This is a genomic window from Microbacterium sp. ProA8, assembly GCF_039905635.1.
Taxonomy (GTDB): domain Bacteria; phylum Actinomycetota; class Actinomycetes; order Actinomycetales; family Microbacteriaceae; genus Microbacterium; species Microbacterium chionoecetis.
In genome coordinates this window covers 985,002-1,007,486 of the sequence record NZ_CP157000.1, presented here as the reverse complement: position 1 = coordinate 1,007,486, position 22,485 = coordinate 985,002, and the positions used below count along the sequence as shown (strand labels likewise).

The window sequence follows — 22,485 nt, the reverse complement described above, 5'->3', positions numbered from 1 at the left end:
TGAGGACGAGGGATCTGTGAGGAGTGCAAATGCCTGAGTTCGATGCGCGAGACCACATCGAAGGGGCGCTCGACGCGCTGAGCGAGGGGCTCGCCCCGATGGTTGCGGCGCGCTTCCGCGAACTCGCACCCGAGGTCAAGGACTGGACCGAGATTCTCGAGCGCAAGGACCGACAAGCGGGCCGTAGCTTCGCCCGGTACAACCCCCGTGATCTCTCGCTGATCCTCCGCGCGTTAACCGAGTCGTTCGGGTCCCTTGGATACCCGTTCGGGGGTCTCCTCGGCCGCCAGGCGCAGAACTGGGCGAGCGAGCTGCGTAATGTCCGCAACAAGTGGGCGCACAACGAGGAATTCTCGATCGCCGAGACGTATCGCGCGCTTGACTCGGCGGAGATGCTGTTGCGCGGACTCCGTGCGGAGAGCCAGGCGGACCGCCTGCGGGAGCTCAAAGCACCGGTGCTCGCGGCGATGACTGCCGAATCGGGAACTGCCACGCCCGTGCAGGCTTCCGCTGCAACGCTCGAGGCACCGCAGGCGACGCCTGACATCTCCGCGACCGCGCCCCAAGATGCAACGACTCCTGCGGTCGCCGCCCCTGTCTTCCCAGAGCCCGCGGCATCCCGTCCCGACACCGCCGCGGCGATCGTGGTCAGTGCCCTGCCCGATCTGAGCTACGCGCACGCACACAACTCCATCGCGATCGTCGACGAGGTCACGATCGACTATCAAGGCGAGGAGATGCGCGGGGCGTCCGTCGAGATCGAAGCGATCTGCACGATCGGCTCGCTGGGGGACCCGAAGGTGGTCATCGTCGATCTCGACGGGACCACGCCCACCACATTGCGCAACGCGGACCTCGTGCTCGATCCGGTGCGCATGCTCGCTGTCGAACACCCGACGCAAGGCGTCGTGCGTGTCACTCTGCGCGATGCCGACGGTGGTGTGATCGCACACCGCGACACTCCTGTGACGGTGCTCGCGGCGAATCAATGGCGTGCGAACCCACCACAGCTCAGCCTCGAGCTGCTCGCCTCGTTCGTGCAACCTCACTCTCCCGCCATCACGTCTCTTCTTGTCGAGGCATCCGACCGCCTGCAGCAGATGACAGGCAATCCGGCACTCGACGGCTATCAGCAGGGCTCGCGAGAGCGGGTGGACGCGATCGTGGAGGCCATCTACGAGAGCGCGCGAGCTCGCGACATCCGCTACGCCGAACCTCCCGCGAGCTGGGGGCTCGACGGTCAGAAGGTGCGCACGCCCGGGGAGGTGCTCGAAGGTCGACTCGGCACTTGTCTCGACACGACAGTCACACTCGCAGCGGCGCTCGAGCAAGCCGGCATCAACTCGACGCTGTGGCTGCTTGCCGGACACATCTTCCTCGGATACTGGCGCGATGAGGCGAGCCTCGACGGGCCGGCTCAGCTGGATCCGGCCGAGGCAGTGAACTACGTCGGCATCGGGCAGATCGAAGTCGTGGAGACGACGTTCCTCACTGGCGGCACGACGTCAAAGCCGTTCGCCGACGCACGTCGGCAACATCACATCACCACGCTCGCCGGCGACGTCACGTCTGTGCAGGGGATCACAGACATCATGCAGGCGCGACTCGCGAGGATCTATCCCCTGCCGAGTCGTGCCGTCAACGAGTCGGGTGAGGTGAAGATCTTCGAGTACGCCGTCGCTCAAGCACCTGACGCCCTGCACTACGCTCCGTCCGCTGAGGCGATCTCCGGAGGAGTCGCGCGCGACGTACCAGCTCGCGTCGCCCTCTGGAAGAATGCATTGCTCGACTTGAGTCTGCGGAACAGACTCATCAACTATGGCGAGAAGTCGGGATACCCGCTCGCGGTCCCTCAGCCGTCTCTCGCCAAGTTCGAGGACATGATCAACAATGGCACCACGATCACGCTGGTGCCGAACGACCGCATCCCGACGATCGACGGCAGCCGAGGTATCCGTTTCGGTCAGGATCTGCCGGAAGCCTCCCGCGCAGGGATGCTGACCGAACGAAAGCAGGTCTTCGTCGGCGTCACGGAGGCCACCTACACCGCCCGTCTGCGGGCGCTCTCCTACAAAGCCCGGACCATCATCGAAGAGACGGGCGCCAACAACCTCTATCTGGCGTTCGGGATGCTGCGGTGGACGTTCAACGACCGCGAGTTGCGTTCTCCGCTCGTTCTCGTGCCCGTCAGCCTCGAGGCAGCTGGCGGTGGCAACACCTTCCGCCTGAGAATCGATGAGGCGGGGGAATCCACGCCGAACTTCTGCCTCCTGGAGAAGTTGCGACTGAGTTTCGGCCTCGACATCCCCGGTCTCGCCAATCCTGCGAAGGATGACTCGGGAATCGATCTGCCCGCAGCATTCACCGCGACACGGCGGGCGCTCGCGTCGGCACGACTCCCGTTCACTGTCGAAGACACGGTTGACCTCTCGATCCTCCAGTTCGCGAAGTACCGACTGTGGAAGGACTTGGACGAGAACTGGCGGGAGCTCGCAAGCAACTCCCTCGTCACGCACCTGATCCACACGCCGACAGCAGAGTTCGTCGACCCGTTCCCCGCACCGACGGCGGTCGACCTCGACGCACTGAACAATGCGGTTCCGGTGCCTGCAGACTCTTCGCAGCTCGAAGCAGTAGCCGAGGCTGAAGCTCGACGCACCTTCGTTCTCGAGGGCCCTCCTGGCACGGGAAAGTCGCAGACGATCACCAACCTGCTCGCGCACTCTCTCGCCAACGGAAAACGCGTGCTGTTCGTCGCCGAGAAGCGCGCAGCCCTGGATGTTGTCAAGGACCGGTTGGATGCCGTAGGCCTCGGCCCTTTCTCGCTCGACCTGCATGACAAAGGAGCGCGCCCGACGGCGGTACGGGCACAGATCCGCGCTGCGATCGACGCGCTGGCGCGGCCGGACGGCGCGGCACTCAAGGCCTACACAGAGACCGCAGCAGCTAGCCGCGGCTCGCTCAAGCGCTATGCGCAGCGCCTCCACGAGCCGAACTCCGCCGGCTTGTCCCTGTATTCTGCCCGCGCTCAGCTTCTCGCCTCGGCAGAGGACATCGAGGCGCTCGACATCCCGGCAGCGCTGGTCGCGACCGGGACGGAAGAACAGTTCGAATACCTTCGCGATCTGCTGCGCACACTGCCCGAGACTGCGGACCTCGCTCATCCGTCCCCGTTGCACCCTTGGGGCTTCGTGGCAGTGTCGGCAGCAAACTCGCTCGATACGAACGCGCTCCACGCCGCCGCGCGGGAGTTCGACGCTGCTCTCACCGACGCCCTCGCTCGTCAGCCGAGTCCCGAGCTGCTTGCCCTCGTGTCCTCGCCGGGTCATCTCGATCGCTGGGCGTCGCTGGCGAATGCGCCGCGACACCCGCTGGATGCGATCGACGCCGTGTATGCGCGCACGCTGTCCGGTGAGGTGCCCGCCCTCCAGGATCGGCTAAACGCCAGCAATGCCGATCGCCCCTGGTTCGCCTCGGTCGGCCCAGAAGCGCTGGACGGAGACGTCAACTCCGTACACCGCGCGGCCGTTGCCGCCGACGCCTCTGGCTTCTTCGGGCGCCGCAAACGTCAACGCGCGGTCCTCGCGGAATTCGGCACCGCCCTGCGGACTGATGCACGCTCGTTCCCCGCCCGGGACGTCACCGCTCTCACTGCGGACGTCGCACGCACGGCCGACGAGATCAGGGCACTGCGGGCGGCGCTCGCGAACATCCCACTCTCGCTCGTGTCGTCCGACTGGAACCCCTACCTGCGAGAAGGCCTGGAGCCCGCGAAGGCCACACTCGCGTGGGGCGTGTGGTTGGGCTCCGCGCTGTCCTCGAGCGGCGGCCACCCCGACCTTCGGCAGGCGCTCCGCGGCTACTACGCTGCAAGCCGCCCCGACGCCGACCTCGCCGGCGCGCTCACCCGACTCGCGAAAGCGTGGCGTGCGCTCGCCGCAGCGAGCGGGGTGGCCGAACCCGCGGGTGATGGAACAGATGCCTTCGCCGCGTGGGCCGGGTCAGATGACTTCTTCGCGACATGGCGGTCGACCGCAGGTCCCCGCAATCTCGCGACCACCGAACCTGTCACCCTCGATCGGTGGGTCGCCTTCCGGCAGCATCTCGAGCCGCTCATCCGTTTCGGTATGACCGCCGCCCACGACGCGCTCCTCACCGGCGCTCTTCCCGCAGACCTCGCTTCCCTCTCACTCGACAAGGGCATCGCTCAGGCGTCGATGGCTGAGCGGGCGGACTCGCAGGCCATGGCGGCGTTCGACGTTCCCGCACACAACCGCACCATCGGTCGGTTCACCTCCAGCGCCGCCGCAATCCGTGACGCCCTGCCTCGGTGGATCCCTGCCGAGATCATCGCCAAGCGTCGCATCGACCCCGCATATGAGGGCGGCATGATGGGCGAACTCAAACGTCAACTTTCACGCCAGCGCGGCGGAATGACAGTGCGCGCACTATTCGAAAACTACGGCGACCTCATCACGCAGATCGCCCCCTGCGTTCTCATGAGCCCCGAGTCGGTGGCGCGCTTCTTCCCCGCGAGGGCGAAGATGTTCGACATCGTCGTGTTCGACGAGGCATCCCAGATCCGCGTGGCGGACGCTGTCGGAGCGATGGGTCGCGGCACCTCGGTCGTGGTCGTCGGAGACAGCAAACAGATGCCGCCGTCGAGCTTCGCCGAAGTGAGCAATGACATCGATTCTGACGCCTCGTCCGTCGCTGATGTCGTCGCAGACGAGGAATCGATCCTCACCGAGTGCGTGCAGGCCCGCGTTCCGCGCAAGTGGCTGTCATGGCACTACCGCAGCCAGGACGAGGCCCTCATCTCGTTCAGCAACCACGCCTACTACGACAGCCGCCTCTCGTCCTTCCCCGCACCCTGGTCGGAGGATGCTTCCAGCGTCGACACCGACCACGGAATCTCCCTCGTCCGCGTCGCGGGACACTTCAATCGCTCGGGCCGAGGTCGCGACTTGCGGACGAACGCCGCCGAAGCCGAAGCCATCGTCCGGGAAGTCACGCAGCGATTCGCGAACTCGCCCAACGAGACCCCATCGCTCGGGATCATCACCTTCAACGCACAGCAGCGCACGCTGATCGAGACCTTGCTGCGAGAAGCCCCTGACGGCCGGCTCGCTCAAGCGCTGGACGAGCGAGACGGCCTGTTCGTGAAGAACCTGGAGAACGTGCAAGGCGACGAACGTGACACCATCCTGTTCTCCGTCGCGTTCAGTGCGAACGAACGCGGAATCATTCCGCTCAACTTCGGTCCGCTGTCCCGCGCCGGCGGCGAGCGACGACTGAACGTCGCGATCACCCGCGCCCGTCGGCAGGTGATTCTGTTCGCCAGCTTCGACCCGTCCGAGTTGCGCGCCGAAGAGACCGCGTCTATCGGCATCAAGCACCTGAAGGGTTACCTCGAGCTCGCTGCGTCCGGTGTCGAATCGACCACCGACAGCGCTCATCGCGAGCGCCTGGTCGATCGCCACCGGGACGACATCGCGGACGAACTGCGCTACCGCGGGTTCGCTGTCCAGACCGACCTCGGATTGTCCGACTTCCGCGTCGACATCTCGATCGCTGACGCGGCCGACCCCAGTCAGCCGCTCGTCGCAGTTCTCCTCGACGGCGAGAGCTGGCGGGCACGCCGCACGGTTGCGGACCGCGATGGCCTCCCCATCGACGTGCTCAAGGGCCTCATGAGGTGGCCGGGCGTCGAGCGGGTATGGCTGCCGGAATGGCTTCAGGAGCGTGAGGCGACGCTCGCCCGGCTCTCAGCGGCTGTCGTGAAGGCTGGCGCCGTACTACGGCTTGAACGGCTGAAGGCCGAGGCTCGACCGGCCGCCTCCGCCTCACGTCCAGCCGAGTCCGTCGTTCCGCACGCCTCAGCCGACGCTCCGACACTGCTGCGTTCGGCACCCCGGAGCGACGCGGCCGCACTGGTCCGCACAGAGCTGCGTCATCCGCACCTGCGCCAATTCGTCGAGTGGGAGCCGAAGCGATTCGGCACGACCGACACACTTGATCGCCTGCCGCACGACGCCGCGACTGAGAAGGTGCGCTCGGTGCTGCGCGAAATCGTGCAGAAGGAGGGTCCCATCCACAAAATGAGGCTCGCGAAGCTAGCTGCGGAGTCTTTCGGACTGAACCGCGTCGCGGCCGCGCGCGCCGACGCGATTCTGCGCTGCCTGCCGCAGGAGTATCTCCGCACGACCGACCGATCTTGTGCATGGCCTACTGGACTTGATCCTCTCGAATGGCGAGACGCCCGTCGCAGCCAGCCCGGAGATGGTCGCAACATCGAGCATGTTCCGCTCGAGGAGATCGCTAACGCGATGGCCATCGTCGCCGAGCTGGGGGGCGGCATGAACGAGGACGAGCTGAAACGCCAGGCGCTGGCGCTCTTCGGCGGCAAACGCCTCACCGAAGGAGTGGCGTCACGACTGGATGGCGGGCTTCAGCGCGGGCTCGAGACCGGACGGATCGAACGCGACGAACGAGGGCTGTTCCAAGCCGTCAAAGTCTCGTAGGGCGGAGGCAGATATGGTTCGCATGATCCCGGCATACCCGCGCGAGGGGGCCAACTCTTCCGAACGCAAGGTGTTCAGCGCGCTCGAGGGCATCCAAGGCCGCGACGACTGGGTGGCCATCCACTCGCTCGGGATCGGACGACACGCCTCAGCGTTCCAGGGAGAGGCGGACTTCATCGTCCTCGCGCCAGGCCGAGGCATCCTCGTCATCGAGGTGAAGTCGCCCGCCTACGTCGAGTACAAGGGTGGCGACTGGTACCTCGACCGCGTGCCCCAGCCGCACAAGGACCCGCTCAAGCAGCTCGACGGGGCTCGGCGCAGCATCCGTCATCATCTTCGCGAACGCGACCTGCTCACCGGAAGCGAGCCGATCGCCCGCCTGGTGTGGTTCACCTCGATTGGGCGCCACCAGTTCGAGAACAAGACGCCGGGCGATCTGCAGTTCTTCGAATGGGAGCTGGGGTGGAGTGACGATCTCAGCCGGCCCACCTGGCTCATCGAGAAGACGCTCGCCGAGTACGACACGTGGTACTCGGCCGTTGACGAGGTCGCGAACGATCCGGCCGCGCTGACCGCTGAGCGCGTCGACCCGATCGCCGACGCTCTCATCGCGGACTTCGTCGCGAAGCAGACACCCGAAGAGCGCGCACACGAGCGTCGGGTGACCGAGATAAAGCTGCTCGGATCGCAGGAAGTCGTGCTCGAACTGATCGAGACGAACGACCATGTGTACTTCGAAGGCCCTGCCGGAACCGGAAAGTCGTACCTGATCACTCAGTCGGCGCGCCGCCTCAACCGCGAGGGGCGAAAGACACTCGTGGCCTGCTGGAACGTTCTCATGGCGGACGAACTGCAGCGCTTCGTGGGCGGGCTGCCAAACGTCGACGTCGCCGACCTCAACTCGCTGATGCTGCGACTGGTCGGCATGCCGGCTAACCCGCCGGATGCCCCGCACGAGTGGTACACCCGCGAATTGCCTGAGCAGGCGATCGCGGTCCTGCGTGAGAAGCCGCACCTCGGCGGGTACGAGGCGATCTGCATCGACGAGTTCCAAGACGTCGCAGGCAACCTGCTCGTGCTGGAGCTCATCTTCGCCCTCGCGGGTACGGGCCGTCCGGCGGGGACGAAGCTTGTGTTCGCAGGCGACTCCCGCCAGCAGATCATGCGACGCGTCGATGAGCAGGTGAATCCGTACGCGATCGCGAAGAGCCTCATCCCCGACCTCGTGCACGTCCGCGTACGGCGGAATTGCCGTGCTGTGCCGGGTCTCACCTCGGCGGTCGAGTCGACCCTCAAGCAGCAGCTCGGCTACACCCGCCACCGCGTGGCGAGGAGCGTCCCCGGCGGACTCAGCACGATCGCCATCACGGACGGCAACGAGACGGGAGCCCTGGCGTCCGCGCTGCGCGAACTCCTTCAGCACCACGCGGCGGAAGACATCGTCGTACTGAGCCCATTCGCGGAGAAGCGGTCGCTCGCCGGTCGGCTGCTCGCGCGACCCGAGAGGACCCAGGACGAACGGTGGCTGCGCAAGCAGCTCCAGAGCGAGGGGATGCCGGGCAAGATCCGGTGGCGATCCGTCTTCAAGTTCAAGGGACTGGATGCGGATGCGGTCGTGCTCACAGATCTCGGGGCGGAGGCGACTGCGTTCGTCGAATCCCAGGGCCTCGAGTGGAGCGACCTTCTGTACGTCGCGCTCACCCGCGCAAAGTACCGTTGCGTCGTGCTTCGGCAGGGTGGACTTAAGGCAGGATAAAGCTCGTCAGCGGTGCCAATGACCGTCGTCGACGACGCGTCCGGCGCCCACCATCTCGGGACTCATGCGAAGGAACTCCCTTGTCGAAGTACACCGTCCAGCAGCACTCTGTCGAGACCCTCCTCACGTGGGTGAAGTCAGGACAGGTCGCGATCCCCGAGATGCAGCGTCCGTTCGTGTGGGATTCCACAAAGGTTCGAGACCTTCTCGATTCGCTCTACAACGGGTTCCCGATCGGGTATCTCATCACCTGGCAAAGTGCAGACGTCGGACTGAAGGACGGATCCAAGTCATCGTTCCGGCAGATCCTGATAGACGGTCAGCAGCGGATCACAGCCATGACTGCGGCGCTCGTGGGTCAGATGGTCGTAGACAAGAGCTACAAGCGCAAGCGGATCAAAATCGCGTTCAACCCGACGACCGAACAGTTCGCGACCCTCACTCCCGTCATAGACAGAGACAGCGCCTGGATTTCGGACGTCGCCGAGTTCGTGAACGCGCCATCCGCGTTCTCTGCCACGAAGGCGTACATGGAGGCCAATCCCGAGGTCGACGTGGCGCATGTCGAGCAGGCGCTCCAGCGGCTGTCCGCGATCAAGCAGGCTCAGGTCGGCATCATCACGCTGGCGGAAGACCTCGACATCGAGACGGTGACCGAGATCTTCATCCGGATCAACTCCAAAGGCGTACCGCTGAGCAGCGCCGACTTCGCGATGAGCAAGATCTCCAGCCACGGGACCCTCGGGAGCAACCTTCGCAAGCTGATCGACTACTTCTGCCACCTCTCGGTCGCGCCGCACGTCTACACCGACATCGCCGAGAACGACACGGGCTTCGCGGAGTCCGGCTACCTGCAGGCCATCTCATGGTTGAAGCACGATAACTCGGACCTGTATGACCCGTCGTACACCGACGTCATTCGAGTGGCCGGCATCAAAGAGTTCTCACGCGGCAAGGTCGCCGCATTGGTGAGCGTCCTCTCTGGGCGCGACTTCGAGACCCGGACGTTCAGCGAGGAGCTCGCGGTCGAGTCCTTCGACCGCCTCGAACGGGTGCTGCTCGAGATCGTGAACCAGTACAACTTCCAGCAGTTCACGCTGACGATCAAGTCAGCGGGCTTCGTTGCCCCGCGGCTCATCAGCTCGAAGAACGCTCTGAACTTCGCATACGCGCTCTACCTCAAGCTGCGCACCGAGAAGAACCTCAACGAGGGCGAGATCAAGTTTGTCGTGCGACGCTGGTTCGTCATGTCGGTGCTCACCGGCCGCTACACAGGCAGCTTCGAGACCGCGTTCGAGGCTGACATCCGAAGGATCGATGAGATCGGCGCGCTTCAGGTGCTCCGCGATATCGAGTCGTCCCAGCTCGCGGACAACTTCTGGAACGTGGCGCTCCCGATGGAGATGGAGTCCTCAAGCGTCCGCAGCCCCTACTTCCTGGCGTTTCTTGTTGCGCAGACCCACGGGGGTTTCCGAGGGTTCCTCTCGAAGAACGTCACGGTCGGCAGCATGATCGAGGAAGTCGGCGATATCCACCACGTCGTGCCGAAGAACTACCTCGTCAAGCAGGGCGTGAACGATCGCAGCGACTACAACCAGATCGCCAACTTCGCGCTGACCGAGACCCCGATCAATATCGCGATAAAAGACAGGGCGCCGGGCGAATACATGTCTCTGGTCGACGCGCAGATCGCGGACGGTGCCCTTCGACTGGGTGAGATCAGTTCCGAGGGTGAACTCGAAGCGAATCTTCGTGCCAACGCGGTCCCAGCCAGTGTGAGGACGACAACAGCCGAGTCGTATCCGGCCTTCCTCAAGGAGCGCCGCTTTCTGATGGCTCAGGTGATCAAGAACTACTACCTGGGGCTGTAGGCCGCCCCATCGACTGCGTCGTCACGGAACACGTTTCGCCGTCGGAGAGGAAGCCGGCGTCGACGTACACGAAGGTGGCGTCGGTTGGACGGCAGCGATCTCCAGCTGGGTGCGCACCGCTCGCGGCGGGTGAGATGACGGATGCCGCGCCGGGCGAACCCGGCGCGGCATCCGTCTCGCGTGCTCCGTTCGGTCAGAGCCCGAAGTGGTCGAGCATACGACCGACCACCTCAGCCCGCTGTTCGGGCGTGACGAGCTGCTCGAGGCCGAAGCCGAAGAGCAGCGTGTCCTCGGTGGCGGTCACGGAGGCGAGCTCAGCGAGGCCGTCCGAGCGCTCCCAGTCGGAGAGGTTGTCCGGGCTGCCCTCGGGGGCGCCGAGCACCTGCCAGGCACCCAGCCCTTCCTCGAAGCCCTCGGCCTGGGACGTGCCGGCCGTGGTGATCAGCTTCGTGTCGTCGATGATGGCGCCGAGGCCGCCCGTCGCCGGGTCGGTCACGTAGCTCACGACGACCTCCACCTGGCCGCCCGCGTACGCACTCAGGTCGTACGAGACCGGGATCCAGAGCGAAGAGCCGGTCAGGGCGTTCCACTCTCCCGATGTGCCCGGAGTCGTGCACGGGTCGCCGGGCGTGAGGTAGTGCAGCAGCCACGGGTGGAGATCGAGGAGGAAGCCCGCCTCGCACTCCGTCGGAACCGCGGAACTCGTGGCGCCGCCCTGCTCGAGCAGGGTGGTCCACGCGTCGTCGCCGGCGCCGACCGGGCGGGCTTCGACGATGACGTTGTCGTAGCCTTCCTCGGTGTCGAAGGCCATCTGCGCCTCGAACGCGGGTGCGTTCGCGGCCGTCAGCCCTGTGAGGTCGTACGTCCGACCGAGCCGCTGGTAGCCGTCGTCGATATGGCCGGCCGCCGCCGCCCAGTCGCCCTCGACCGCAGCGAACGGGTCGGGATACTCTGCGACGCCCTCGCTGGCGAACTGCGGGAACTCGTCGACGGGCAGAACGTCGCTCGTGACGACGAACGCGCCGACCTCGTTGATCGGGTTGTCGACCGTCGCCGGGCCGCCGAACTCGAGCGTCACGCCGTCGAGCGGCGGAGCGATGCCCTCGGTGCCCGTCTCGGCTCCGGCGTTCTGTCGTCCGTACGCCCCCATCCAGTACTGGGTGAAGTCGTCGGCGAGCAGGAGGCAATCCGAGAACGGATCGGCCGTGACCACGCAGTCCTGATCGGGTGCCCCGTCGAGGCCGTACCAGATGCCGCCGAAGTTGCTGGCTCCGAGGCCGTAGTACGCCGTCGTCTCACCGTCATAGGCGACCTTGCCGCCCTCGTTGAGGAAGTCGCGTACGGCGATCGTCAGGTACTGCTGGCGCTCCGCGACCGCGAGGTTGGGCAGCGGCGTGCCGAAGTACGAGGTGAGCAGGTCCTCCTCATCCTGCGTCAAACGGTTATCACCGAGATACCAGAGCACCGCGTCGTAGTGACTCAGCACGCCGAGGTCGTGCGGCACGCCGTTGGTATCGACGTCCCAGACGTCTGGGGTCACACCGTTGGCCTCGAGCGCCGCGACGTGCTCGTCGACGTACTTCGGCTCGTCGGCCTGAACCGGTTCTTGGGCGTTCCTGCCACCCGTGTAGTCCTCATTCGCGATGACGAGCACGGAGTTGCCCGTGTCCTGGGCGACCTCGTAGGTGAAGTGCGTGCTCTCGCGTTTCCCTGCCTTCTCCCCCTTCGGCAGGTCGTTGGCGGATGCCACGCCCGTGAACCACACCTCGACCGAATCGCCGGGCTTTGCTCCCTCCACGACGCCCCGGTACTCCGCGTAGTAATCGTCGTTCTCGAAGCCGTAGCGCTCGCCGCCCTCCCATTCGGAGATCGCCGCCTGGACGGCACGGCCGCCGTTGATCGAGTACATGAGCTTCTTGGACTTCAGCGCGCGCTTGGCGGTGACGGCCACTGTCTGCGGGTCGCCGTACGACACCGAGAAGCTGTCGACGCGGAAGTCCTCGGCATCCCGTCCGACCACCGAGACGGGATCATCGGGGTCGAGCGCCGACTCGGCGACAGCGAGGGCGAACGGGACGTTCTTCGCGAACTCCGCCTGGATCAGCTCCTCGTCGTCGGGGAAGTCGAAGCCCTGGAGGTTCTCCCCGCAGTCCTCCTCCGTCCAGTCGTCGTCGGGATCGGATGCCACCGCCACGAGGCACGTCGACATCTCGGGCGTGAATCCGAGCGTCCCGTACGCCTCCTGCATGTGGGAGTCGATGTCGCCATTCGTCGTGTACAGCTCTGCCGCGATGTCGGGGTCGTAGCCCGGAACGGCCGGATCGGCATCGTCGCCGACCATCGCCTCGTAGAGCACGTCATCGGGCGACGGAGTCGCGACCTGCCAGCCGATGCCGTGCAGCAGGAGCTCGGCAGCCGAGTGGTAGTTGATGAAGAACTCGGGCGTGATCTTGGCGAACAGGTCGTAGAGCGCCTGGGACTCGGGCTCCGAGCCGGGCGACGGCCCACGATAGGTGAGACTGATCGGGTTCGGAGACGAACCCTCGTTGTCGTAGCCCCAGCGCGTCGGCGAGTTGCGGTTCAGGTCCACGCCGTCTCCGCCGTCGAGCACTCCGTTTTCGTTGTTGTCCCGCAGATTCTTGCGCCACAGGCGGGTTCCCGGGTCATCGGGCGTCGGAGCCACCTCGAAGGTGAAGTCATAGCCGTCAGGGTTCGCCACGGGGATGAACCACATCTCCGTGTTCCGTACGAGATCTGTGATCTTCGGGTCGCTGCCGTACGAGGTCAGCACTTCGTCGAGCAGTCGGCGCACCATCTCGGGGGTGATCCACTCGCGCGCGTGCTGTGCGGCGAGGAAGACCGTCGTGGGCCGCTTGCCCTCCGCGACCTTTCCCGGGTCGCGCGTCACGCGAACCGCCTGGATCTCCGTGCCGTTCCACGTCTCGCCGAAGGTGACGAGCTGTGCGATGTCGGGATACGCCGCCGCCTGCGCCGCGAGCTCCTCTGCGATGCCTCCCTCACCGAGGTAGGGGCGGAAGACGCCCTCGGGAACCGCTTGCGCCTCGAACGACCGCATCCCCTGGTCGGCCGCTCCGTCGTCGACGACGGGCTGCAGGTCGATGCCCTCGGCGCGGACCTGGTCGGCCTGCACGGACGGCAGGACGACCCGGACCACGAACGTGCCGTCCGCGCCGGGCTGCACGTTCAGCTCGCCCTCCGCGCGATCCACTCCGAGCTCGGCGATCGCCGCGAGACCGTCCGCGTCGACGGTGGCCTCGTACACGCCGACGCCGACGTCATCGGCGACATCGGGTGGCGGCGGACTGGCCATGGCCGGCCCCACCCCGACTCCGGAGATGACCAATGCCACGGCGGTGGCGACGGCGAGCTGACGGAACATGCGTACCCCCTGTGCGCAGATGTGTCTCAGCGCCGGGCTGATCGCCCGGCCGCCCGCTCGCGGAGGTTCGCCGCGATGCGAACGATCCTCATACTGGCCCTCGCTCAGGAGCGGGTCAACAGACTACGGATCACGGCTCCCGATTCGAGCCTGCACCAGGCTGCCACGGCCGTGGGGAGCGCAGGCCGTGACCTCACGCCAGCGGAGCACCGCGTGTCAGCCGAGGGCGACGAAGCGAGCGGTCGCGCCGCGGAACGTGCCGGCGGACGCGGCGCCTGCGTCATGTGGGCGAGCACCAGTTCCGGGCGGCGTCTCAGAGCGGTCATCGACCAGCCGGCGGTGCGAGACGCGATCGCCTCGCGGCCGGAGCAACTCGCCCGCACGCCGCCGGATCCACGCGACGGAGGTCGCCGGTGATACCCGGCGGCGCGCGCTGGTGCCGGCATCCGGGGCCAGCGGCGCGATGGACGGGATGGGGACCGGCTTGCTGCTACGCGGCGTCAGCATGACTCTGACATTCGATGCAGGCGGCCGCGTACGGAAGGACCTCGAGCCGCGCGGGCGCGATCGGCCGACCGCACCGGGTGCACAAGCCGTAGGTGCCAGCATCGATCCGGTTCAGCGCCGCGGTGATCTGGTCGATCGCGACGCGGTGGGATGCCGACGTCTGGTAGGCGACGGGATCGACGCTCGGGAGGGCGAACGGCTGAAGCTCCTGGAGGACGGCGAGCCGTTCCTCGAGCTGCCGCTCGAGCTCGCGCCGGACACCGCCGAGGGCGATGGGGTCGGTGGTGGGAATCTTCATGGCGTGCTCCTCGGGTACAAAAAAAGCGCCGCTGATGCGACGCGCTGGGTGTCCGGTGAGACCGGTCGGGGTGGACGGGGCTCACGGGGGCGCGGCGCGACGAGTGGGCTGCATGATCAGTCCACTCGCGACGCGCCGCCGGGGCGGGAGCACCTCGTGACGGGCGCCCGCGATGTCGGCCACTGCCGTCACGACGGAGGCGTCGACGAGACGCTCCGTGGCGTGGGTGCGGGCCGTGGTGCTCATGGCCATCACCATAGCCAGGTTCCTAGAAAAGGCAAGTCAGCGGGATTTTTCCGAGCCGGTGCCGCGAGTTGACTTTCCTGCGAAGGCGGCTATGGTCGGGGGTTCACCCGCCAGCCAATCAGGGGAAGCGAGTCGTCATGTCCGACAGATCACCGCGAGCGCGCGGCGCCAAGATCCGCCCTCGCGCCCAACTCCCCACGCAGCAGTCCCGCCGACCCGTAGAGCGGCAGACGCAGCCCCGAGAGCGACACTCGCGGCGCGGCTAAGCTCCAGTGTTGGAGGCGATTGCACATGCGCACATCCTCGACTCTGCCGTTGGTCTTCACCCTGGTCGCCGCACAGTTCGTGGTGATGCTGGACTCCAGCATCCTGAACGTCGCACTCCCGTCGATCGTGGCCGACCTCGGACTCAGTCCCGTCGGAACCGCCTGGGTCCTGAACGCCTACTTCCTCACTTTCGGCGGACTGCTCCTGATCTCGGGCCGTGCGGCGGATGTCTTCGGGCGCCGTCGGATGTTCCTCTTCGGAGCCGGCGTGCTGGTCGTCGGCTCCGTGATCGGCGGCTTCTCGACGACCGAGACGATGCTGGTCGCGGCCCGCCTCATCCACGGGGTGGGTGCGGCGATGCTGAGCCCGGCGGCCATGTCCGTGATCCTCGCCACCTTCACCGGCCCGCCGCGTGTGCGGGCGATGAGCGGCTGGGGCGCCGCTTCCACCGTCGGAGGTGCGGCCGGCGTCACCGTCGGCGGACTCCTCACGGCGGCGTTCGGCTGGCAGAGCGTTCTGTTCGTGACGGGGGCGGTCGCAGCCATCATCGGGGTGGCCGGCTGGGCGATCCTCCCCGCAGGAATGGGTGCGGCGGGGCGCCCGTTCGACGCGGCCGGAGCGTCGCTCCTCACCGGCGCAGCGGTCGCCATCGTGTTCGGAGTGCTCTCCGCGCCCCACAGCGGACTCGTCTCGGTGGAGGTCATCGGCGCGACGGTCGTGGCCGTCCTCTGCCTCATCGGGTTCGGCCTCGTCGAGAAGCGCGCCGCGGATCCCGTGCTGCCGCCTCGGGTTCTCCGAGACGCCCGGGTGAGCGGTGGGATCGCGGTCAATCTGCTCGGCGGGGGCGCCCGCGTCGCCTGTTTCGTGCTCGTCGCGCTTCTGCTGCAGCAGGTCCTCGAATACGACCCGGCCATCGCCGGTCTCGCGATGCTTCCGACATCCCTCGCGGGGTTTGCGGTCAGCATCCTCGTCCTCCCGACGGCACTCAACAAGCTCGGACCCCAACGCGTCGCGGCCATCGGACTCGTGCTTCTCGTCGTCGCTCATCTCCTGCTCGCCGCGGTCGACAACGGCGATTCTTACCCGCTGCGGGTCCTCCCGGCGCTCATCGTCGCCGCGACCGGGGTCGCATTCAGCTTCACGCCCACGACCCTCGTCATCGCCGAAGGCATCGCGGCCCGCAACTCGGGCGTCAGCTCAGGCCTCGCGTCCGCGACAGCTCAGATCGGCGGGGCCATCGGGATCGCGGTGTTCGGCGCCGTCGACGCCGCCAGGCGCGCCGCCAAGCTCGATGCGGGTGGCAGTGCACTGGCAGCCGCCGAAGCCGGGCTGCAGGCTGCCAACATCGCGGCGGCCATCGCCGCCGGCGCGGCGGTCGTCATCGCCGTCCTCACCTTCCCGGCATTGCGGTCAGCGCTGACGGGTCGACAACGTCCCGTCGAAACGGATGCCGCGAGCTAGCCGATCCCGTCAGGAGCTGCTGCTGGAGCTCGACGAACGATCCGGCAGGTACGGCTCGATGGCGGCGGCGAGCTTCGCCGGCGACATCGACTGCAGCCAGATGCGACCGGGCCCGTGAATCTCCGCGAGGAACAGCGAGTCACCGAAGAACTTGTTCTTGATGCCCTTCACCGAGCTGAACTCCAGATTCATGTCGGCCTCGAACATCGCGAGGTGCCCGGGGTGGATGAGCAGCGATTGACCGGCCGTCAGCTCGTACTCGGTGATCTCCCCGGCCAGCTGCACCCACGCGGTTCCGTTCCCGGCCAGCCTCTGGAAGACCACGCCCGCGCCGCCGAAGATGCCGGCGCCGAGCTTCTTCTGCAGCCCGACCGACACCTCGACTCCGGCGGTGCTCGCGGAGTACGACCCCTGCTGGACCATGAACGAGTCCGCGGCGTCGATGTCGAGCTGGCGGATCGTGCCCGGCAGCTGCGCGGCGAACGCGAGCAGCCCGCCCTGCGCGGGAGCCGTGTACTCGGTCAGGAACAGCTGCGCGCCGCCGAGCACCCGCCTGAGGCCGCTCATGAAACCGCCCTGCCCGCCGGTGCCGTGCACGGTCGACGTGTCCAAGGCGAAGCCGGGCGACATCCACGCGACGTCACCGCCCTCGGCGACGATCTTCTCGCCCGACTCGAGCGTCAGCTCGAGAATCGGCATGGTCGTACCCGCGATCGTCGACTTCATGCGATCCAAGCTATTCGCCGGCTCGGCGAGGCGAGCGATATTCACTCGACCAGACCTCTGTGCTATGAGGCGGGCCAGCTTCGCAGTTCGGCGGTGAGTTGATCGAGATATTCGGGTGGGCCGGCTTCCGAGAACCACAGCCAGAGCTCAGCGGCGTGTAGCGCATTCCACGCCCTCACCGCGGTGGGATCGGCGCCGTACCCCTCGACCATGACGTCGAACGACCGCGGGTCTTTCCGCGACGCCCCCCATGCCGCCCGGGACAACTCCCTGAGAGGGTCGCCGAGGTGTGCTCTCTCCCAGTCGAGGATCGCCGTGATGCGGCCGCCCGAGGCGAGCAGATTTCCATCCGTCCAGTCGCCGTGGCAGAAGGCCGAATCGGTGGCCGGCGGAATGGTCAGGGGGATCGGCGGGCCACCTGCGCCCCGGTAGCGCTCGATGAGCAAAGCGTCGTCCGTCAGGACCGGGAGCCCGGACGGAGCCGGCAGCTCGTGCAGACGACGCAAGAGAGCGGCTGATTCGCGCAGCCGAGCAAGTCGCTCGTCGGGCTCGACCTCGTCCAGCCGGTCTCCCGGCATGAGCGTCATATGGATCGCGCCGGGGCGGACATCGACGAGCCCCGGCACCGGCATGCCCGAGGAAGCGAGAGCCCTCAGGGCGAGCACCTCGGTGTCGTGCCGACCGGGATCGACCATGCGCTTCTCGACGACCGGCCGCCCGAGATGCTCCACCAGCCGCACGTGACCCACAGCCCCCTGTCGCATCGGCCCATCCTGTCACCCCGAGTTTCCTCTTCGGGGCGCTCGATCCGGGCGTCTACTCCGCGAGCACGCGGTCCAGCTTCGCGAAGGTGCGTCGCCAACCCTCTGCGTAATCGTGATCCGACACGCCCCGGAGTTCGCCGTGCACGAAGCGCATTCGCGTTCCGGTGTCATCGGGCGTGAAGACCACACTCACTCGAGAGGGGGCGTTGGTCTCGCTGAGCCACGACCAAGTGAACTCCAGTGCGGTCAGTTCCTCGACGCGGAGGTACTCGCCGGTGCTGGTGTGCAGATCACCGCTGGAGTCTTGAAGGAGACGGCGAAACGGCCGCCCGGTCGCACATCGAGCGCTGCCGACGTCACGACGCCGTCGGGGTCGGAGCCCCACCAGCGACGTACGACCTCCGGATCGGTCCAGGCTTCCCAAACGGCTCTCTGGTCAGCATCGAAGTGGTGGTCGACGGTGATGGATGACGCGGGCTCCTCGGCCATGCGACGAATGCTATCGCCGGCCCTCGACGTCGTCGCCCGAACCGAAGGACGATGACGGATGCCGCAGCCCTCGGCTGCGGCATCCGTCATCGCATATCGCGCGCGGCGCGCGTGGTCACCCTCGCGCGCGCCCGCCGCGGTGGGCTACTTCGCGAGGAACGCCAGGATGTCGGCGTCCAGCTGCTCCTGGTACTCCCCCGCGATGCCGTGCGGAGCGCCGGGGTAGACCTTCAGCTCGCCGTGCTTGACGAGCTCGATGCTCTTGACCGCGGCATCCGCGATCGGAACGATCTGGTCGTCGTCGCCGTGGGCTAGGAGGATCGGCACGTCGAGTGACTTCAGGTCGTCGGTGAAGTCGGTCTCCGAGAACGCGGCGACGCAGTCGTAGGCGGCCTTGAGTCCGACGAGCATGCCCTGGCGCCAGAAGTCGTCCCGCGCGCCCTGCGACACCTTCGAGCCCTCGCGATTCGCGCCGAAGAACGGCACGGAGAGGTCCTGGTAGAACTGCGACCGGTCCTTCAGGACTCCCTCGCGGATGGCGTCGAAGGCCTCGATCGGCGTGCCGTCGGGGTTCGACTCGGACTTGACCATGACGGGCGGCACGGCACCGGCCGTCACGATCTTGGCGACGCGGCCGACCCCGTGCTGCGCGGCGTACCGCACGACCTCGCCGCCACCGGTGGAGTGGCCGATGAGCACGATGTCGTGCAGGTCGAGCTGCTCGACGAGCTCGGCGAGGTCGCGCGCGTAGGTGTCCATGTCGTTGCCCTGCCAGGGCTGCGACGACCGGCCGTGACCGCGGCGGTCGTGCGCGATCGCACGGTAGCCGTGGTCGGCGAGCAGCTTCAGCTCGACCTGCCAGGCGTCCGAGCTCAGCGGCCAGCCGTGGCTCAGGATGACCGGCTGCCCCGAGCCCTGGTCGGTGTAGTAGATCTGCGTTCCGTCTGCGGTGGTGATGTACGGCATCAGTGTGCTCCGTCTGTCGCGATGGATGAGTAAGTGCGCTGCAGGGTCACGCCAGTTCGGCGATCGCCTCGGTGATGACGGCCGCGACCTCGGCGGGGTGGGTCTGCATTACGAGGTGCGGCGCGTCGATCTCGATGACCTTGCGCACGCCGGCGCGCTGGTAGCCGAACCGCTCGACGTCGGGGTTGATGGTGTGGTCGGCGCTCGAGACGATGCCCCATGACGGCTTGGTCTTCCAGGCGGCGACCGGAGCCGGCTCGCCGAAGGCGACCGCCGAGAGCGGCCGCTGCGAGACGGCGAGCACGCGAGCCGTCTCGGGGTCGACACCGGCGGCGAACACCTGCGGGAAGGCGTCGATCTTGACGGAGACGTCGGTGCCCGGCTCGCCGCCGTCGACGGGGTACGGCGCGTACACGAGGTTCGCTGCGAGCTCGGAGTCGGGGAAGCCGCCCTGCAGCTGGCCCAGGCTCTCGCCCTCGTCCAGTGCGTAGCCCGACACGTAGACGAGACCGACGACGTTCTCGGCGACGCCGGCGACCGTGATCACCGCGCCGCCGTACGAGTGGCCGGCCAGCAGCACCGGACCGTCGATCTGCTCGACGAACGACTTCAGGTACGCCGCGTCACCCGAGAGGCTGCGGTTGAACACCGGCGGCACGAGCACGGTGTAGCCGTCGTCGAGCAGGCGGCGCGTGACGGGCGCCCAGCTCGCGGCGTCGGCGAAGGCACCGTGGACGAGCACGATGGTGGGTGAATCCGACATGGGTTCTCTCTTTCTCTGGGGTGCCGGACGGCGAGATACGAGAACCGTCCGACGGGATTTGGCAGAGAGGCGCAACGCTGAGACCCTCGGACTGTGGTCAGTACGTCCCATTCGAGTCCATCGCCCCGCCAGGCACCACGAAGTTTTCACGCAGATTCGCATCCGGCGCCTTCCGACGGATGAACTCAGCGATACCCCTGCAAGAACTGCTCCGCCAGCACCGCCGTGACGCAGACCTCACCCTCGAAGGGCTCGCCGAACGCTCGGGTGTGAGCGACCGCACCATCAGCGACATCGAACGCGGCATCAGTCTCGGGCCCCGCCGCGGCACGATGCTCGCCCTCGCAGATGCGCTCGAGCTTCAAGATGACGAACGCGAGCGCTTCCTCGCGTCCGCTCGTGCCGGCAGAAAGCCTGCGGTGGCGGATGCTCGATCCGTCGACATCGAGCCGCACCGACTCGCGGATTTCACAGGCCGGGAGTCCGAGATCCTCAGTGTCGTCGCACAGCTCGACCCGACCGGCGCGACAGGCGATCTGGCGGCGCCGGTGGTGCTGCACGGAGCACCGGGAGTGGGAAAGACCTCCATCGCCATCGAGGCGCTCCACCGGTGCGCATCGCGGACGCCCACCCGGCTGTTCGTGGATCTCGGCGGGCTCGACGCCGTGCCGCTGACGCCGCTGCAGGTGCTGCAGGCGCTGCTTCGACAGCTGACGGGTGATCCCGATGTGCCCAAGACGCTGGGCGAGGCCGCGGCGGCATGGCGGACGGCGGCTGCGGCATCCGCTGTCGCCATCCTGCTCGACGATGCCGCAAACGAAGCGCAGATCCGGCCCGTGCTGAGCTCTGACGGCAAGGGCACCATCGTGGTCACGTCTCGCCGCGCGCTCGCCGGGCTCGAGTCGGCCCGGCGCTCACGATCGGTCCCCTGCCCCGGCAGGAGGCCATCGCGTTCCTCCGGCGGATCATCCCCGCAGCGCAGGCGCAGACCGGCGACCTCGACGAACTGGCCGGATTCTGCGACGACATCCCGCTCGCGCTCCGCATCGCCGGCAATCGTCTGGCGACCCAGCCGACGTGGACCGTGGAGGACTTCCTCCGACGGCTGCGCCGAGAAGAGCGCCGCCTGAGCGCCCTGGTGGCCGGCGACCTCGCCATGGAATCGACCTTCGGACTCTCGTACGAGCATCTCGCCGCGCCCTCGCAGACGCTGTTCCGCCGGCTGTCGCTGGTCGACGGGCCGTCGTTCGACGCGCGGCTCGCGGGCGCGGTCGGCGACCTCGATGTGGATGATGCGGAGGACCTGCTCGACGGGCTCGCCGCGCTCGGTCTGGTCGAGACGCTCCGCGGCGACCGCTATCGCCTGCACGACCTGCTGCGCCTCTACGCGGCATCCCGACTCCGCGCGGAGGAGCCGGCTGAGGCGATCTCGGCGGAGCGCCGCCGTCTTCGCGACTGGCTGCTCGCCACGGCGATCACCGCGGGCGCGCGCTTCGAGCCGCGACCGCCCGATGCGCCGGCGGTGGACGGCCGGCTCACGTTCTCGTCGAATGACGACGCACGCGCCTGGCTGATCACCGAGGCCGAGCACTGGTTCTCGGCGTACCAGGCCGCTGCCGCACGCGGCGACCATGTCACGGTGCTGGCGGTCGCCGACTCGCTGCACTGGTTCTCAGACCTCTGGCGTGCCTGGGGACGCTGGCAGGAGGTCTTCGCCACCTCCGCGGCGGCGGCCGCGGCGCTCGACGACCCGGCGCAGCAGGCGCGGCATCTGGGCTACCTGGCGTGGGCGCAGCTGGTCGAGACCTTCGATCCGGCGCAGGCGCGCGCCACCGCCGAGGCCGCACTCCAGGCCGCGCGGCGTGCGGGCGACGTGCAGCAGAGCGGCTGGGCGAACTTCTACCTCGCCTGGAGCATGCTGAACGTGCGCGATTTTGACGTGGCTCACCGATATGCGGATGCCGCGGTGCAGGATTTCGCCGCGGCCCGGGATGTCGAGGGCGAGCTGCAGGCGCGTTCGATCGGGGCGAGCATCCGCAGCCGCTACGAGCCCGAAGCGGCCATCGGTGAGCACCGTGAGCTGCTCGAGTTCGTGGCGCGCGTCGGCGACGAGCTGCCGGCGAGCATCCGCGGCCTGACGGAGGCCAACGCCCACGCGGTCATCGCCTACGGGCTGCTCCAGCTCGACCGGCACGAAGAGGCTGTCGCCGCGGCATCCGCTGCCCTTGCGATCGGCTCGTCGGCAGAGTTCCAGAGCGGGCATGCCTCGGCTCACCGCCACCGTGGCCTGGCGCAGCTCGGGCTCGGTCGCGTCGACGCGGCGCGCGCCGACCTGACGGCCGCGCTCACCCTGGGTGACGGAGCCCGCTCCGCCACATGGCTCGACGAGGTGCGGGCGGCGCTCGACGCGATTCCGGGATGACGCGGAAACGGCGCGACCGCCGGGC

General features: G+C 67.4%; 14 protein-coding genes. 6 read left to right on the top strand and 8 right to left on the bottom strand.

Going from position 1 to position 22,485, the window contains the following annotated elements; all coding sequences use genetic code 11:
- Positions 1-29: 29 nt before the first annotated feature.
- From ABG085_RS04310 to ABG085_RS04300, 3 genes are all read left to right on the top strand, one after another.
- Positions 30-6,524 carry a DUF3320 domain-containing protein gene (locus ABG085_RS04310; protein WP_347978194.1) on the top strand — a complete coding sequence of 2,165 codons (6,495 nt, stop codon included), beginning with the start codon at positions 30-32 and terminating at the stop codon, positions 6,522-6,524.
- A 13-nt stretch (positions 6,525-6,537) separates the two neighbouring features.
- Positions 6,538-8,280 (top strand): NERD domain-containing protein, encoded by a 1,743-nt coding sequence (locus ABG085_RS04305; protein WP_347978193.1) that lies wholly within the window; start codon positions 6,538-6,540, stop codon positions 8,278-8,280.
- A gap of 131 nt (positions 8,281-8,411) precedes the next feature.
- Positions 8,412-10,151, top strand: a complete 1,740-nt coding sequence (locus ABG085_RS04300; RefSeq protein WP_347979276.1) for a DUF262 domain-containing protein — start codon at positions 8,412-8,414, stop codon at positions 10,149-10,151.
- Between the two features lie 193 nt (positions 10,152-10,344).
- On the opposite strand, the gene ABG085_RS04295 is transcribed toward ABG085_RS04300, so the two are convergent.
- The 3 genes from ABG085_RS04295 to ABG085_RS04285 all read right to left on the bottom strand — a co-directional run bounded on the left by ABG085_RS04295 (position 10,345) and on the right by ABG085_RS04285 (position 14,602).
- Positions 10,345-13,551 carry a M14 family zinc carboxypeptidase gene (locus ABG085_RS04295; RefSeq protein WP_347978192.1) on the bottom strand — a complete coding sequence of 1,069 codons (3,207 nt, stop codon included), beginning with the start codon at positions 13,549-13,551 and terminating at the stop codon, positions 10,345-10,347.
- A gap of 490 nt (positions 13,552-14,041) precedes the next feature.
- Positions 14,042-14,356 carry a TraR/DksA C4-type zinc finger protein gene (locus tag ABG085_RS04290; protein WP_347978191.1) on the bottom strand — a complete coding sequence of 105 codons (315 nt, stop codon included), beginning with the start codon at positions 14,354-14,356 and terminating at the stop codon, positions 14,042-14,044.
- Positions 14,357-14,437: 81 nt separating this feature from the next.
- A complete protein-coding gene (locus ABG085_RS04285; RefSeq protein ID WP_347978190.1) occupies positions 14,438-14,602 on the bottom strand; it encodes a hypothetical protein in 165 nt (54 codons plus the stop codon).
- Between the two features lie 291 nt (positions 14,603-14,893).
- Here ABG085_RS04285 and ABG085_RS04280 point away from each other — a divergent pair, with 291 nt between their 5' ends.
- Positions 14,894-16,330: an MFS transporter gene (locus tag ABG085_RS04280; protein ID WP_347978189.1), complete on the top strand. Its 1,437-nt coding sequence runs from the start codon at positions 14,894-14,896 to the stop codon at positions 16,328-16,330.
- A 9-nt stretch (positions 16,331-16,339) separates the two neighbouring features.
- On the opposite strand, the gene ABG085_RS04275 is transcribed toward ABG085_RS04280, so the two are convergent.
- The 5 genes from ABG085_RS04275 to ABG085_RS04255 form a co-directional block, all read right to left on the bottom strand.
- A complete protein-coding gene (locus ABG085_RS04275; RefSeq protein ID WP_347978188.1) occupies positions 16,340-17,056 on the bottom strand; it encodes a TIGR00266 family protein in 717 nt (238 codons plus the stop codon).
- A gap of 62 nt (positions 17,057-17,118) precedes the next feature.
- A complete protein-coding gene (locus ABG085_RS04270) occupies positions 17,119-17,820 on the bottom strand; it encodes a phosphotransferase (RefSeq protein WP_347978187.1) in 702 nt (233 codons plus the stop codon).
- 246 nt (positions 17,821-18,066) lie between these two features.
- Positions 18,067-18,309, bottom strand: coding sequence for an SRPBCC domain-containing protein (locus tag ABG085_RS04265; protein WP_347978186.1), 243 nt, complete (start codon positions 18,307-18,309; stop codon positions 18,067-18,069).
- Between the two features lie 144 nt (positions 18,310-18,453).
- The gene (locus tag ABG085_RS04260) at positions 18,454-19,275 is read right to left on the bottom strand and encodes an alpha/beta hydrolase (RefSeq protein WP_347978185.1); all 822 of its coding nucleotides are present in this window, start codon (positions 19,273-19,275) and stop codon (positions 18,454-18,456) included.
- 46 nt (positions 19,276-19,321) lie between these two features.
- Positions 19,322-20,038, bottom strand: a complete 717-nt coding sequence (locus ABG085_RS04255) for an alpha/beta hydrolase (protein ID WP_347978184.1) — start codon at positions 20,036-20,038, stop codon at positions 19,322-19,324.
- Between the two features lie 179 nt (positions 20,039-20,217).
- On the opposite strand from ABG085_RS04255, the gene ABG085_RS04250 reads away from it, so the two are divergent.
- Together ABG085_RS04250 and ABG085_RS04245 are read left to right on the top strand one after the other, a co-directional pair.
- Positions 20,218-21,168 carry a helix-turn-helix domain-containing protein gene (locus tag ABG085_RS04250; protein WP_347978183.1) on the top strand — a complete coding sequence of 317 codons (951 nt, stop codon included), beginning with the start codon at positions 20,218-20,220 and terminating at the stop codon, positions 21,166-21,168.
- Positions 21,123-22,460: a hypothetical protein gene (locus ABG085_RS04245; RefSeq protein WP_347978182.1), complete on the top strand. Its 1,338-nt coding sequence runs from the start codon at positions 21,123-21,125 to the stop codon at positions 22,458-22,460. Before ABG085_RS04250 ends, ABG085_RS04245 begins: the two co-directional genes overlap by 46 nt.
- Positions 22,461-22,485: the final 25 nt, after the last annotated feature.